The following is a 15,677-nucleotide window of genomic DNA, read 5'->3' on the forward strand; positions in this document are numbered from 1 at the left end:
TTATCATCTTTTTTGTTAAATGAGTAAATATTTGAGAAAATACTATAAGCAAAGATATTATTTAGATTATTTATTCTTTATGTAAAAAAAAGCTTACGATTTTTCAATCGTAAGCTTTTAGAATACAATACTTTTACATTTTTACATCATACCGCCCATGCCCATTGATGGATCCATCATAGGAGCTGGTGCAGCTGGTTCTGGTTTATCTGCAACAACTGCTTCAGTTGTTAATAATAAAGCTGACACGGAAGCTGCATTTTGTAAGGCAGAACGAGTTACTTTTGTTGGGTCAACAATACCGGCTTCAACCATGTTTACCCATTCACCGTTAGCTGCATTGAATCCGATACCTAAGTCAACATTTTTTAGTTTGTCAACAATCACTGATCCTTCATAACCAGCATTTTCAGCGATTTGACGGATTGGTTCTTCTAATGCACGAACGACAATCTTGATCCCTGTTGCCACATCGCCTTCAGCTTCTAGCGCAGCGACTTTACCAATTACATTGACAAGTGCGGTACCACCACCAGAAACCATGCCTTCTTCTACAGCGGCACGTGTTGCGTTTAACGCATCTTCAATTCGTAATTTTAATTCTTTTAATTCTGTTTCAGTTGCAGCACCGACTTTAACGACAGCAACCCCGCCAGCTAATTTAGCTAAACGTTCTTGTAATTTTTCACGATCAAAATCAGACGTTGTTTCGCCGATTTGGTTTTTAATTAAATGAACGCGGGCATCAATGGCTTCTTTTGAACCAGCACCTTCGACAATTGTTGTGTTATCTTTGTCGACAACTACTTTGCTAGCATTTCCTAAGTTTTCAATGGTTGTGTCTTTTAACTCTAATCCTAAGTCGTCAGTGATTACTGTACCACCTGTTAAAATAGCAATATCTTCAAGCATCGCTTTACGGCGGTCACCAAATCCTGGCGCTTTTACTGCGACAACATTAAATGTACCACGGATTTTGTTCAATACTAATGTTGGTAGAGCTTCTCCATCAACATCATCCGCAATGATCAATAGTGGACGGCTTTGTTGTAGAATTTGTTCTAATAAAGGTAAGATATCTTGAATATTTGAGATTTTTTTGTCGGTAATTAAGATATATGGATTTTCTAAAACAGCTTCCATTTTATCGTTGTCAGTAACCATGTATTGAGATAAATAACCGCGGTCGAATTGCATTCCTTCAACCACATCTAATTCTGTTTCAATCCCTTTTGATTCTTCAATGGTAATTACGCCATCGTTACCAACTTTTTCCATTGCATCAGCAATTAATTGGCCGACTTTTTCAGAACCTGATGAAACAGCAGCGACTTGTGCAATCGCTTCTTTTGAATCAACTACAGATGAAATATTGTGTAATTCTTCTACTGCTGTTTTTGTTGCTAATTCAATCCCACGACGAATACCTAATGGGTTAGCTCCAGCAGTTACGTTTTTTAAGCCTTCACGAACAATGGCTTGTGTCAAAACAGTCGCTGTTGTTGTTCCGTCACCAGCAATATCATTCGTTTTAGAAGCAACTTCTGAAACTAATTTTGCGCCCATGTTTTCAAAATGATCTTCCAATTCAATTTCCTTAGCAATTGTTACTCCATCGTTAGTAATCAATGGTGAACCAAATGATTTTTCTAAAACAACGTTACGACCTTTAGGGCCTAATGTCACTTTCACTGTATCTGCTAATACATCTACTCCGCGTAGCATTGCTGCACGTGCATCTTCTGCAAATTTAATCTCTTTTGCCATGATTTCTTCACCTCATAATTTTTTCTTCTATTATATTATTCTGTAAAAGTTGTTTATTATTCAACAGTGGCAATAATGTCTTTGGCTGATACAATTAAGTATTCTACGCCTTCGTATTTCACTTCTGTTCCTGAATATTTTTCAAACATTACTGTGTCACCAATTTTTACTTCCATCGGAACTTTTGTGCCATTTTCAAGCACACGACCTTCACCTACTGCGATAACTTCACCTGTTTGTGGTTTTTCTTTTGCAACGGATGCAAGAACAATTCCTCCAACAGTTTTTTCTTCTTCTTTCGCGACTCTAATTACGACGCGATCGCCTAATGGTTTTAACACAATAAATCCCTCCAAATAAAAAGTTTTCGCTTATTTTAGCACTCGATACATAAGAGTGCTAACTCACACTATTTATAATACTCATTTCACTCTAAAAATGCAAGTCTTTTCTCTCTTTTTCTTGTCAATTATAAGATACGCATTTTTTATTGCGTATTCTTTTTTCATGGAATGTTTTTCCAATCCTTTAATTCATGGTAAAATAAATTGACTACGATTGGAGGCGAATAAAATGAAACAACGTTTACTTACAGCATTAATAGCAACCTTCGTTTATTTTGTGATAGCGAATTTAGGAAATCTTGTTTTCAGTGTCACAGAAGGAATTGTTTCGACACTTTGGGAATCTCTTTTCTTTTTCTTATTCGTTTTTCTTTTATTAGGATATCGCAATAATCGTAAAAAATAATTATAGAAAGGATTAACCATGACCTTAAGAAAATCAAGTTTATTTATTTTAGTCACATACATTATCGCTTTTTTCGGGCCGTTACTTTTTTCGGGTATTTCCCCCAATGCAGCGATTAATGTGACAACTGCTCTCTACATTATTGGCGCCCTTGTAATGATTGGCATCTTTTTAAAAACAACAGAACCTTCTCCTTTAGAGGAAACAGCAACCTTGAAATCACCTATTTTTATTTTTTTACTAGGTGTTAGTGGGATTTTCATTGCCATGCTGATTCAAGGGGTTACTTTTGCCATTGAAGTAGCCATCACAGGAGAACAAGCTACTTCTCAAAATACACAAGCTATTGTAGCGGTGATTTTGGCAAATCCTTTATTTATTTTGGCAACTACTATCGGTGGTCCGATTATGGAAGAATTCGTCTTTCGTTATGCATTTATCCATTTAATCCAGCCTTTTACAAATTTCTGGATTGCGGCTACTGTTAGTTCGGCGATTTTTTCACTCGCACATGCCGATGGTCACTTTTTTGTTTATTTCTTTATGGGATTTTTCTTTGCTCTTTTGTACAAGCAAACTGGAAAAATTTGGACCTCAGTTATTGCCCATTGCGGCATGAATACGATTGTGATTATTGTTCAACTACTTTTGCATAATGGTACAATTCAATAAGAAAAGGGCCTTCGTCTAAACGACTAGGCCCTTTTCTTTTGCTTATTCTTCTTCGTCAATCAATTCGTTGTCATGATGTAAGAAATAAATTAATGTTTGTAATTCGTTGGTTAAGTCAACATTTTGAATTAATACTTCAGGTGGCGCTACTAAACGCGCAGCCGTAAAGTTTAGAATTCCTTTAACCCCTGCTTCGGCAAGTTTGTTCACAACTTCTTGCGCTTTGCGAGCTGGAATAGTTAAAATAGCTACTTCGATTTGTTGAACACGGATTTGTTCCATCATATCTTCCATTGGATAAACCGGAATACCGTCAACAATGCGTCCCACAATATCTTCATTCACATCAAATGCGCAACTTACACGAATACTGTTGCTTTGATGGAATTTGTACTTTAATAAAGCACTTCCTAAATTACCAACCCCGATTAATGCGACATTGGTTAACTCATCTTCATTCAATGTTTTTGCAAAAAAGTTCATTAAGTTTTCAACATCATAGCCGTACCCACGTTTACCTAATTCACCAAAATATGAAAAGTCACGACGAATAGTCGCACTGTCTACTTGTACCGCTTCACTTAATTCAGTTGATGAGACTTTATTTTTTCCTGTATCATGTAACATTCTTAAGTAGCGATAATATAAAGGAAGGCGTCGCGCCGTTGCTTTTGGAATAACTTGATCTTTCACAATTGGACCTCCAATACTTTCACTTAAATCTTATCCATTAACATAATAGCAGTTTTTCACAATAAAAAGCAATTCTATGGCTCAAAAATAGCATTTTTCTTCAAAAGTTTGTGATAAAAGGTATAAACCTTCACAAAGCATTTTTTGATACGTGCTATTTTAGCAGATTTTATGCTACACTAAGGGCAATGAATTTAGAAATGAGGACTACTGATGATTTTATTACAAGCAAATCAAGTTGCCCGGCATTTTGGCTCGGAAACATTGTTTGAAAACATACATTTAGAAATTGCAACAAAAAGTCGGATTGCCTTAGTTGGTCGTAATGGTGCTGGAAAATCGACTTTTTTAAAAATCATTGCAGGCATTGATGCTCCCGATAGCGGAACCATTGCCAAAAATAAAACTGCTACGTTAGGTTATTTAGCTCAAAATACCGGCTTAGAATCAGATAAAACCGTTTGGGAAGAAATGACAAAAGCCTTTGCTGACATCCTAGAAATGGAACAGCGTATGCGAGAATTAGAAACTAAAATTAGTGAAATGGAGCCAACCACTTCCGTTTATGAAGGAATTTTAAAAGAGTACGATCAATTGCAACATACATTTTCTGAAAAAAATGGCTACGGCTATGAAAATGAAATTCGTTCAGTCCTTCACGGCTTTGGCTTTGATGAATCCTTTTACACGAAAGATATTCAAACCTTATCTGGTGGTCAAAAAACCCGGCTTGCATTAGCAAGAATGCTTTTACAAAAACCAGACATTTTAATTCTGGACGAGCCTACAAACCACTTAGATATCGAGACGCTTTCTTGGCTGGAATCTTATTTGCCAAGCTATGCCGGCGCCCTATTGATTGTTTCCCACGATCGTTATTTTTTAGATAAGGTAGTTAATGAAGTTTATGAACTGAGCCGCAAAAAAATGACTCACTACAAAGGAAACTATTCCAAATACTTAGAGTTAAAAGCAGAACAATTAGCCAGTGAATGGAAAGCGTATGAAAAGCAACAAGAAGAAATCAATAAGTTAGAAGATTTCGTTGCCAAAAATCTGGTTCGTGCATCTACAACGAAACGTGCACAAAGTCGCCGAAAAGTATTAGAAAAAATGGACCGTTTAGACCGACCTCAAGGAGATGAAAAATCGGCGCATTTTCTTTTCGATAGTGAAAAAGTCTCGGGAAATGTTGTTTTACAAGTCGAAGATGCCGCCATTGGTTACGACCAAGAACATATTTTATCCGAACCTATTCACTTGGATATTCGTCGCAAAGAAGCCATTGCCTTAGTCGGACCGAACGGAATTGGTAAATCCACTCTCTTGAAATCAATTATTGACCGCATTCCTTTCATTAAAGGAAGTAAAACTTTTGGCACCAATGTTTCTGTAGGTTACTATGACCAAGAGCAAGCCAATTTACATGGCAATAAAACGGTCCTAGCGGAATTATGGGATGAACACCCAACCACACCTGAAAAAGAGATTCGAAGTATTTTAGGCGGCTTTCTCTTCAGTGGAGATGATGTTGAAAAAACGATTCCTTTATTAAGTGGTGGCGAAAAAGCCCGTGTGGCATTAGCAAAATTAGCGATGGATCGTGACAATTTCTTGATTCTCGATGAGCCAACCAACCACTTGGATATCGATAATAAAGAAGTTTTAGAAAATGCGCTGATTGATTATGAAGGAACCATCCTCTTCGTTTCCCATGACCGTTACTTTATCAATCGAATTGCAACAAAAGTTGTTGAGCTTTCTGAAAAAGGCAGCAAACTTTATTTAGGCGACTATGATTATTATTTAGAAAAGAAACAAGAGGAAGAAGAAATCGCTGCCCTCTTAGCTAATGAAGAAGCGGCGAAAAAACCCGAACCAGTTACAGCCAAAAATACCTTTTATCAAAACAAGGAGCAACAAAAATTACTCCGTACTTTGCAAAGAAAAATAACACAAGTCGAAGAAAATCTTGCTCAGTTAGATACGACAATTGCACAATTAGAAGCACAAATGAGTCAACCAGACATTCTAGAAAATCATGTTGAATTGCTGGCTTTAAACCAACAATTAGATGACGCTCGTCAGCAACAAGATGAACTACTTGAGCAATGGGAAAATTTCAGTTTAGAATTAGAAGAAATGGAAAATAACAATTAACGGAGGGATTCACTATGGCTTCCAAAAAAATCAGTTTAACGAAGCCCAAATATCAACAAATCGCCGTTGATGTTGCGGAAAAAATTGCAGAAGGCAAATTACATGTTGGAGATAAAATCCATGCCCGTTCCACCCTAGCTAACCAATACCAAGTGTCGCCAGAAACAGCTCGCAAAGCCATTATCGTTTTAGTTGATTTAGAAATCGTTAAAGCCAAACACGGCAGCGGCTTCTATGTGGCATCAAAAGAAAAAGCGCAGGACTTTGTGACACAATATCAAGACGTTCAAACGATTGCTGAAATTAAAGAAGAATTGCTAGATAGCGTAGCGAAACAAAAAGAAGAACTTACTCATTTTTCTAGCATTCTAGATACTCTTGTTGAACAAACAAAGCGTTTTGATTCTTTCAATCCAATGAATCCTTATTCATTAGTTTTAACAGAAGAAGCTGCTTATCTTGAGGCGACGATTAGCGAAATGAATTTTTGGCAAAACACTTCGGCAACGATTATCGCTATCAAACACAAAGAAGAGCTTTTGGTCTCACCTGGTCCATATGCAAAGATTTCGTTGAACGACACACTTTATTTTGTTGGACATGACGAATCAACCTTACAACGTGTCCAAAATTTCTTTTATCCTTAAACAAAAAAGTGACTACTTATCTTGCGGTAAATAGTCACTTTTTTTATTTATTATTTCTATTTTTCATAAAAAACCACTATAAAACCTAGTTAAAATACTGTTTTTCTTCATTTTCAGAAAGATTTTCATCTAATTTGACAAAGTGACAACTTTATAGTAGTCTGATGTAGTCACTTTTTTTAATGAGGAGGAACAATGATTTGCCAAAAGTAAAAGTAAATCACCTTACCAAGATCTTTGGTAAGAAAACCAAACCGGCACTTGAAATGATTCGTGCCAACAAAAGCAAAACAGAAATTTTAGAAAAAACGGGTGCCACAGTCGGTGTTTATGATGTAAATTTCGAAGTTGAAGAAGGCGAAATTTTCGTTATTATGGGGTTATCAGGAAGTGGGAAATCAACATTAATTCGTTTATTAAATCGTTTGATTGAACCAACTTCAGGAAATATTTATATTGATGGACAAGATATTTCTTCTTTAGATAAAGAAGGATTACGTGAAGTACGTCGAAATAAAATGAGCATGGTTTTCCAAAACTTTGGTCTTTTCCCCCATCGAACTATCTTAGAAAATACGGAATATGGTTTAGAAATTCGTGGTGTTCCTAAAGAAGAACGCCAAGCAAAAGCTGAAAAAGCCTTAGAAAATTCTAGCTTAATTGCTTTTAAAGACCAATTACCAAGTCAATTATCTGGTGGGATGCAACAACGTGTCGGCCTTGCTCGTGCCTTGGCTAACGATCCAGAAATTTTATTAATGGACGAAGCGTTCTCTGCTCTTGATCCGTTAATTCGTCGTGAAATGCAAGACGAACTATTAGATTTACAAGAAAATGTCAAAAAAACCATTATCTTTATCACACATGATTTGAATGAAGCTTTACGAATCGGCGACCGGATTGCTTTGATGAAAGATGGTCAAATTATGCAAATTGGGACTGGAGAAGAAATTTTAACCAACCCAGCCAACGAATATGTGCGAACCTTCGTGGAAGATGTGGATCGTTCAAAAGTCTTAACTGCCCAAAATATTATGGTACCTGCTTTAACTACTAACATTGAAATTGATGGCCCAACTGTTGCTTTAAAACGGATGCGTCAAGAAGAAGTGAGTATGTTACTTGCCGTGGATAAAAAACGCCAACTAAAAGGCGTGGTACGCGCAGAAAAAGCTTTAGAAGCGCGTAAAAACGGGACTTCTCTTGTAGAATGTGTGGATCCAGAAATTCAAACAATCGACAAAGATATGTTAGTGAATGATATTTTCCCACTGATTTATGATGCACAAACGCCTCTTGCCGTGACTGATAACGGCAAACTATTAGGCGTGGTCATCCGTGGTAGCGTACTTGAAGCACTTGCAGAAACAGAGGTGAACGAACATGAATAAGTATCAATTACCTGTCGCGTCTTGGGTTGAAAGTTTTACTGATTGGTTAACTTCAACATTTGCTGGGTTATTCAGCTTTTTACAAACAATTGGTCAAAGTGTAATGGACAACATTACTGCATTACTAACAGCCGTACCACCACTTGTGCTGATCGTGCTATTAACGATTGCTGCTTTCTTTATTTCTAATAAAAAAATTGGCTTAAGTTTATTCACGTTTATCGGCTTAATGTTTATCTATAATCAAAACTTATGGAACGATTTAATGAGTACCGTTACGTTAGTTTTACTTTCTAGTGTTATTTCCATTATCATTGGTGTGCCACTAGGGATTTTAATGGCGAAAAGCGAAAAAGCCAAGAGTATTATTACACCGATTTTGGACTTCATGCAAACAATGCCTGGTTTCGTTTACTTGATTCCAGCCGTTGCATTCTTCGGAATTGGTATGGTTCCTGGGGTCTTCGCCTCTGTTATCTTCGCTTTACCACCAACCGTGCGCTTTACGAATTTAGGAATTCGACAAGTACCAAATGAACTTGTTGAAGCAGCTGATTCTTACGGTAGTACTGGCTGGCAAAAATTATTCAAATTAGAATTACCTTTAGCGAAAAACACGATTATGGCTGGTGTTAACCAAACAACCATGCTAGCTCTATCAATGGTAGTTATTGCTTCAATGATTGGTGCGCCTGGATTAGGACGTGGCGTCCTTTCCGCTTTACAACGTGCACAAGTCGGGAACGGTTTCGTAAATGGTGTGGCTTTAGTTATTTTAGCGATTATCATTGACCGTTTTACTCAACATTTAAATAATAAAAAAGCAGCCCCTAAAGCAGCTGGTGCCACCTCTAAAAAGAAAAAATATGGGATTATTGCAGCGGTTGTTGTAATTGTCGCTGGCTTAGTTGGTGCTTCAATTTTTACAACAACAAATGATAAGCAAATTTCCCTTTCTTATGTGGAATGGGATACCGAAGTAGCCTCCACACATGTGGTTGCCGAAGTCTTAAAAGATATGGGGTATGATGTTAAAACGACCCCTTTAGATAACGCAATTATGTGGGAATCTGTAGCTAAAGGTGAAACAGATGCCATGGTTGGTGCGTGGCTGCCAGGAACTCACGCAGAGCAATATAAACAATATAAAGATAAATTAGACGACCTTGGTGAAAACCTTAAAGGTGCAAAGCTAGGAATTGTCGTCCCTTCTTATATGGATGTTGATTCTATCGAAGATTTATCTGATCAAGCTGGGAAAAAGATTACTGGAATTGAACCTGGTGCTGGTGTTGTTGCAGCAGCAGAGAAAACTAAAGAAGCTTATCCTAATTTGAAAGATTGGTCTGTTGAAACTTCTTCATCAGGTGCCATGACTGTCGCCTTAGGACAAGCAATTAAAAACAACGAAGACATCGTTATTACTGGCTGGTCTCCTCACTGGATGTTTGCAAAATATGATTTAAAATATTTAGCTGATCCAAAAGGCACTATGGGCGGCGAAGAAGCGATTCACACAATGGCTCGCCAAGGCCTAAAAGAAGATCAACCAGAAGCTTACAAAGTGTTAGATAATTTCCATTGGACAACTAAGGATATGGAATCTGTCATGTTAGAAATTAACGAAGGCAAAGACCCACAAGAAGCTGCACGTGATTGGGTTGATTCACATAAAGACCAAGTAGCAGAATGGAAAAAATAATTCTTAACAAATGACTTCCCCATCTATTAAAAGAGGACGTTGAACAAATTGTTCAACGCCCTCTTTTTTCGCCAAAAAAACCACTCAGTTGGGTAGACTGAGTGGAAAGGAGTTATTTTTACTTGAGGAGTAAAAATGAAAAGTGTTTATGTTGGGTGTTTTGTTGGTATGCTTATATATTAACGAGAACCTGTGAATAATTTGTGACGAAAACCTTGGAAATTTGCTACGAATTACTTAAAAAAGTTTAAATGTGTCTCACCCTAGTTAATCAATACAGCGATTATTTCTTTTTAGCATTTTGGATGGCTTTAAATAATGTTGAAAATTGTCCTTTGAAAGACATCACATCATCAAAGATATCAACACCATCGTTTAACATTTTGACGGTAACCCAGCCAAGCGCTTCCGTAATTGCTACTGCAACTGAAGCATTGACCATGCCACCAGTCACAGTTCCGACAACAGGAATCACTTTTAGAATATTTCCGACTGCGCTCTTACCTAAACTAACCACTACTAATTCTTTGGTTAAACTTTTCCCTAAGCTTTCAGACCAAGACTGACCAAAAATTTTATGCAGCCGTGACATCATAGTTAATTGAACAGGTACCAGTAAAAAAGCATCCGAAAATGGAATTGGTGAAAACCCAATAATTGCTGCTGACAATGCAGCAAAATGAATCGTTTGATGACTTTTCTTTTTCACGTCAGGTGAAACACCAGCCAAAAATTCATCAAATACTTTGTCGAGTTGTGTTTGACTGTTCGTCACTAATTGTTCTGCTTTACCTTTAGAAGTTGCGAAAGCATTCATTATGGCCGTAGACGTTTTTTGTGGAAATTTTTTCAAGACATCTTGAAAAAAAGAACGAAATTCTGGGTCTTCGATTTCTTCATTCAATTGCTTAGTTTCTTGTTCTGCTAATTCTTGTTTTTCAATCTCTTCAAAAAGTTCTTGTTTCTTTTTGTTTTTATGTTTTTTTCTTCTCATCTCATTAACTCCTTTATCTATCAATATGTAGAAACAAAGTATAGCATAGCCCCTGATTGATTCTCTTTTAGATGATTTGAAAAGCCAGAACTTATCTGTTTTTTAAACAAATAGAAATGTTCTAGCTTTTCTCAAAAAATCAGCTATTTTGTTTGTTCTTCACCGCAATAAACCGTCAAGTGTTTAGGCAAAATCTTCAGCGTAATTGGTAAAGCAGCTCCTTCATCACCATCCACATTAGTGGTTAATTCTTCTTGGTTTTCTAAGGAGATTGTTCCTTCTTTAAAGGTTAGATAAGCTAAATTATCAGTGGACTGGTCGACGCCTTTTAACAAATCTGGAACGGCTTTTACTGCATCCCACAATGATTGATCTTTTAAATAAACTAAATGAAGTTTGCCATCATCCACTTGGGCTTCTGGTAATAATGTTTCAAACCCACCGATTGAATTCGTTAAGCCAACTAAAACGGTACTACTTTCAATGGTTTGTTCTTTTTGATCCAATCTTAAATGAAAAGGATACGTTTGAGCATTCGCTAAATGTTTGGCACCTGAAATAAAATAAGCGAGTTTTCCTAACTTCGTTTTTTGTTCAACGTCCACGTCGTTAATTGACTCTGGAATCGTCCCAATCGCAACGACATTCATAAAGTAGTCGTCATTGATTTTCCCCACATCTAAAGCACTGGTTTTTTCTAAATCTAATTGTTGAATCGCTTCTTCAGGGTCCATCGGTAAATTCAAGGCTCGCGCTAAATCGTTCACCGTTCCTAAAGGAAAAAAGCCAAATTTTGGGCGATAAGCTTGTTCTGCCAACCCGCTAATTCCTTCATTAACGGTTCCATCTCCCCCCATTACGAAAACACTGTCGAAGTGACTTTCCGCAGCTTCACGGGCAAATTGTTCTGCATCGCCGCCTTTTTCTGTTTGTTTCACTACAACTTCATCAAATAACTGCTTTAATTTTTCTTCTGCTAACGTTTCAAATTCTTTGGCTTTTTCACCACCAGAACTGGGGTTAACAATTAAAACTGCTTTTTTCACTGGCACCACTCCTCATTGATAACTAAATCGTTTGATTCCTTACAATTATTATAAAAGATATTTTTGATTCTGGCGAAAAATATGCTGACACTTGCTTAACAAACAAGCATTCCTGCTCCTCACTACTTTTCAAAACGTTCTTTAAAGCAATAGGCAAAATAATAGAACAATTTCCAAAAATCTTGCCAAACTTTTGGATCCATCCCCGTCAATTCATGAATTCGTTTCAAACGGTAATTCAATGTATTTCGATGGATATGTAATACTTGTGAGGTTTCATTGATGTTTAAGTTATGATTGGCGAAAAAAATAACGGTTTCATAGTATTCATCATAAATCGTCTGGATGGTTTCAAAAAAATCCAATTCAATATGAAAAGGAAAATTAAAAATTCCTTGAATGAAAAAATCTTCTGCTTGGTAAAACTTAGCCTTTTCTAATTGGAGAAACGATAGAAGTAAATACGTGTTTTGTGCCTCTTGGACCATTTGTTGAATCGTGGCTTTTTCCGAACTTATCACAAGGTATTCTGTTACTGGCTTTGTTATCTGAGGTGGTTCAGAAGTAATCACCAGATAACAATTTTCCCATTCAAATATTTCATGGCCAGGATAATAACTGGATAATAAGCGCTTGTCCTTGGTCAGTACACAATGATTCTGGTCATCTAATTGAAGGTTATATAGTTCCAACGCTTCAAGTTTTAAGGCTTCTGAGTAAGCAGAATCAACATGCATTAAGTGCTGGATAAACTGATTTTTTTGTTTCTTCTTTTTTTCGCGTTCTTGTTGTGTATTTAATTCTTCTGTCAGTAAAAGAACAATCGAGCGCACAAGCTTGGTAAATTTGCGCACCTCGTCTGGTTCTCCTGAAATGCCTACGACACCTAAAATGTGATCATTCAAAATAATCGGTTCATTGGTGCCTTTTTTCTCTAAAGAAGTATCTTTATAAATTTCAATATTTTTTCGTTCATTGATGGCTCTTTCTGCACCACGATGGCGCTCCCCAATTCGAGCAGAATCTCCACTCGCAATAATTTTTCCTCGTTCATCCATAATATTGATGTTATAAGGAATATCTGCCATCAACTTTTCAACAATTTTATTTGCTTGGATTTTGTCTAATTTTAACATTGCTATCGCCAACTTTCTAAAAAGCGAGTAGCGTTTGGGACATAAGCCGCAATGACTTATGTCCCAAACGCTTAATTCTTCAGATCAACGACTGAACATTTTTATTTCAGCTTTCATTACTGATGATACCATGGTTAGTTCTTAGTCACAAGGCACCAGCTGTAATGTACGAGCAATATTTTCAACGGTTCTTTCTAAGTTAACTGGCCCATTTTTCAATGCTGCTTCCAATGGTTCGGCTTTGGCCAAAATTCCAAAAATAGCCGTCATCCCTTCTTCATAGAGGACATCCACATCTTTGCCGATATAGCCAGCACAAGCGAAAACCGGTTTTTGATACTTCTTGGCCAAACGTGAGACGCCATAAGGGGCTTTGCCGAATTTTGTTTGAAAATCCATCCCGCCTTCACCAGTAAAGACATAATCAGCAGCTTTTATTTTTTCTTCTAATTGATTCACTTCTACGACAATATCAATCCCTGGGCGTAACTGAGCTTTTGTGAATGCTAGTAACCCTGCACCCAAACCACCAGCAGCTCCTGCGCCTGGCATCATCTCAACATCAATGCCGACCTCTTTTTTGATGATTGCTGCATAATGGGCTAAGTTTTTATCTAATTGAGCCACCATTTCTTCTGTCGCACCTTTTTGCGGACCAAAGACATGAGACGCCCCTGTTGGCCCTGTTAGTGGGTTATTCACATCACTAGCTACTAGAACTTCGGTAGCAAAAATACGTTGATCAAACTGTGTTAAATCGATCTGCGCCAGTTTATCTAATGCACCACCGCCACGTGTCAATTCTTGCCCTTCCTTGTCTAACAAACGCGCACCAAGTGCCTGAATCATACCGGCACCCCCATCATTTGTCACGCTACCACCAATGCCGATAATGATTTTTTTTGCCCCATGATTGAGCGCATGTTGAATCATCTCTCCTGTACCATAAGTAGAAGTGATCAAGGGATTACGTTCTGCTGCTTTAACCAATTCAATTCCGTTGGCTTTCGCCATTTCAATGACCACCGTTTCTTGGTCACCTAATAAGCCGTAATAGGTTTCAACGATTTGATCAGGAAGCGGTCCTGCCACACGCACTGGTACTCTTGTGCCTCCTGTTGCATCCACTAAGGAATCCACCGTTCCTTCCCCGCCGTCTGCCATCGGGACGTGTTGAATGTCTGCATCTTTAAATACAGCTAAAATCCCTTTTTCCATTGCCAGACAGGCTTCTTTTGCACTCATACTTTCTTTAAATGAGTCTGGAGCCAAAACAAATTTTTTCGTCATCTTTTCGCGCCTACTTTCCAACTAGTTTAAAATAAAGCCATATAAAATGGTTGCAACAATCGTCATTACCCCACCGACACACATTTCATAAGGAATCACTCGAATTCTTTCTTTAATCGTCATATTCATACTTTGTGCCGTAATATGGAAATAATTGCCTTGAGGAACACTATCAATCACAGTTGCACCAGTATGCACCATGACTGCTGCTGAAAGTGAAGATGTGCCCATATCTAAAATCGCTGGTCCAAAAGAACCTGTCGCTAAAATAACCGCTGTGGATGTTGAACCAACTGCTAAGCCCATTAAAATACCAGAAATCGGTGCCAAGAAGGTTCCAGAAATTCCCATAACAGAAATTAAGTGGACAATTTGTGTTGATAAATCAGAAACAGAAATTAATCCAGCAATTGCACCTGCACCAATTAAAATTAAAACGGTATCGGTTACTCTCTTCAAGCCAGAAGATGCATAAAAGGCCAGTTGTTTTGTTTGCCCAATCGCAATTGTCCCAACAACTGAGGCGAACGGCAAAATATACAGAGCATCAATATTCAAACTTTTGATGAAAGAAATATTTAAAACGGCGCCAATCGGATTAAGTAATAATAAGACAATCGCTAACACTGGCGCGATCAACGCCTTTTTCAAAGGTAATAATTCTTTTGTTTGTTCCTCTACAAGATCCGTTTCTTTGACCATTGATCCTTTGCTTCTCATGATATTTGCAAGAACAACAGCTGTAATTAAGCCAAATACGGCTGGAATAAAGCCAGCAATCATAACGTCACTTAGAGGTAAATCAAAGCCGTTCGCCGCTGCAATAGTATTTGGATTAGGCGAAATAATATTGCCCGCTTTGCCGCCACCTGATAAGGCAATCAATAATGATAACTTACTGATACCCGTACTTTTCCCAACAGATAGAGCAATCGGGGCAACAATCAACACTGCAACAGGAATGAATACGCCCACTGCTGTAATTACCATTGTGGATAATGCCAAAGATAAAATAGCTTTTTTCTCGCCAAGCTTTTGTACAATGGCGTTGGCAATTGATTCTGCCGCACCAGATTCCATCATCACACCCGCCAACATGCCGGCTGCTAAGACACGGATTGCGGTTCCCATAATACTTTGTGTTCCGTTTAATAGAACAGCGACTGTATCTGACAGGGAAGCGCCTCCAATAAGACAACCAACAATTGCACCAAAAAACAAGGAATACACAGGATTAAATTTTTTCAAAATTAATACTATCGCTACAACTAATCCTAAAATTGCAGCAACCCAAGATATTGTAATATCTGGCATTCAAAATCAGCTCCTTAAATTGTTTGCGCTTTCATTCTATCAAAGTCCTTTCTTTTTAAAATTGTAAATTTAACAGGATTTATTGTTCAAATGCACAAAAAAACTAGTTTAAACT

At 37.5% G+C, this 15,677-nt stretch carries 14 protein-coding genes; 6 read left to right on the top strand and 8 right to left on the bottom strand.

Annotation, left to right across the window (positions count from 1 at the left end; translation table 11 throughout):
* Positions 1-141 precede the first annotated feature (141 nt).
* Together groL and groES are read right to left on the bottom strand one after the other, a co-directional pair.
* Positions 142-1,767 (bottom strand): chaperonin GroEL, encoded by a 1,626-nt coding sequence (groL, locus tag IGL36_RS10265; protein ID WP_002362559.1) that lies wholly within the window; start codon positions 1,765-1,767, stop codon positions 142-144.
* Positions 1,768-1,823: 56 nt separating this feature from the next.
* Positions 1,824-2,108: a co-chaperone GroES gene (gene groES / locus IGL36_RS10270; protein ID WP_002356531.1), complete on the bottom strand. Its 285-nt coding sequence runs from the start codon at positions 2,106-2,108 to the stop codon at positions 1,824-1,826.
* A 232-nt stretch (positions 2,109-2,340) separates the two neighbouring features.
* Here groES and IGL36_RS10275 point away from each other — a divergent pair, with 232 nt between their 5' ends.
* Together IGL36_RS10275 and IGL36_RS10280 are read left to right on the top strand one after the other, a co-directional pair.
* Complete coding sequence (locus IGL36_RS10275) at positions 2,341-2,517, top strand: hypothetical protein (RefSeq protein WP_002356530.1); 177 nt, start codon at positions 2,341-2,343, stop codon at positions 2,515-2,517.
* 18 nt (positions 2,518-2,535) lie between these two features.
* Positions 2,536-3,189 carry a CPBP family intramembrane glutamic endopeptidase gene (locus IGL36_RS10280; protein WP_010709849.1) on the top strand — a complete coding sequence of 218 codons (654 nt, stop codon included), beginning with the start codon at positions 2,536-2,538 and terminating at the stop codon, positions 3,187-3,189.
* A 42-nt stretch (positions 3,190-3,231) separates the two neighbouring features.
* On the opposite strand, the gene IGL36_RS10285 is transcribed toward IGL36_RS10280, so the two are convergent.
* On the bottom strand, positions 3,232-3,882 hold the full coding sequence (locus IGL36_RS10285) for a redox-sensing transcriptional repressor Rex (RefSeq protein WP_002356528.1): 651 nt from the start codon (positions 3,880-3,882) through the stop codon (positions 3,232-3,234).
* A 213-nt stretch (positions 3,883-4,095) separates the two neighbouring features.
* On the opposite strand from IGL36_RS10285, the gene IGL36_RS10290 reads away from it, so the two are divergent.
* From IGL36_RS10290 to IGL36_RS10305, 4 genes are all read left to right on the top strand, one after another.
* Positions 4,096-6,042, top strand: coding sequence for an ABC-F family ATP-binding cassette domain-containing protein (locus IGL36_RS10290; RefSeq protein ID WP_002365037.1), 1,947 nt, complete (start codon positions 4,096-4,098; stop codon positions 6,040-6,042).
* A 14-nt stretch (positions 6,043-6,056) separates the two neighbouring features.
* Positions 6,057-6,689 carry a GntR family transcriptional regulator gene (locus IGL36_RS10295; RefSeq protein WP_002356525.1) on the top strand — a complete coding sequence of 211 codons (633 nt, stop codon included), beginning with the start codon at positions 6,057-6,059 and terminating at the stop codon, positions 6,687-6,689.
* A 200-nt stretch (positions 6,690-6,889) separates the two neighbouring features.
* Positions 6,890-8,080: a quaternary amine ABC transporter ATP-binding protein gene (locus IGL36_RS10300; protein ID WP_002388977.1), complete on the top strand. Its 1,191-nt coding sequence runs from the start codon at positions 6,890-6,892 to the stop codon at positions 8,078-8,080.
* A complete protein-coding gene (locus IGL36_RS10305) occupies positions 8,073-9,782 on the top strand; it encodes an ABC transporter permease/substrate binding protein (RefSeq protein WP_002356521.1) in 1,710 nt (569 codons plus the stop codon). Before IGL36_RS10300 ends, IGL36_RS10305 begins: the two co-directional genes overlap by 8 nt.
* A 283-nt stretch (positions 9,783-10,065) precedes the next feature.
* On the opposite strand, the gene IGL36_RS10310 is transcribed toward IGL36_RS10305, so the two are convergent.
* From IGL36_RS10310 to IGL36_RS10330, 5 genes are all read right to left on the bottom strand, one after another.
* The gene (locus IGL36_RS10310; RefSeq protein ID WP_002384134.1) at positions 10,066-10,800 is read right to left on the bottom strand and encodes a YcjF family protein; all 735 of its coding nucleotides are present in this window, start codon (positions 10,798-10,800) and stop codon (positions 10,066-10,068) included.
* Between the two features lie 119 nt (positions 10,801-10,919).
* Entirely contained in the window at positions 10,920-11,822 is a 903-nt protein-coding gene (locus IGL36_RS10315) for a diacylglycerol/lipid kinase family protein (protein WP_002372260.1), read from the bottom strand.
* 122 nt (positions 11,823-11,944) lie between these two features.
* Positions 11,945-12,958, bottom strand: a complete 1,014-nt coding sequence (locus tag IGL36_RS10320; RefSeq protein ID WP_002356518.1) for a CdaR family transcriptional regulator — start codon at positions 12,956-12,958, stop codon at positions 11,945-11,947.
* Positions 12,959-13,099: 141 nt separating this feature from the next.
* The gene (locus IGL36_RS10325) at positions 13,100-14,248 is read right to left on the bottom strand and encodes a glycerate kinase (protein WP_002356517.1); all 1,149 of its coding nucleotides are present in this window, start codon (positions 14,246-14,248) and stop codon (positions 13,100-13,102) included.
* Between the two features lie 21 nt (positions 14,249-14,269).
* Positions 14,270-15,562, bottom strand: coding sequence for a GntP family permease (locus IGL36_RS10330; protein ID WP_002359581.1), 1,293 nt, complete (start codon positions 15,560-15,562; stop codon positions 14,270-14,272).
* Between the last annotated feature and the right edge of the window lie 115 nt (positions 15,563-15,677).

It is taken from the genome of Enterococcus sp. AZ011 (genome assembly GCF_050548355.1).
GTDB lineage: Bacteria > Bacillota > Bacilli > Lactobacillales > Enterococcaceae > Enterococcus > Enterococcus faecalis.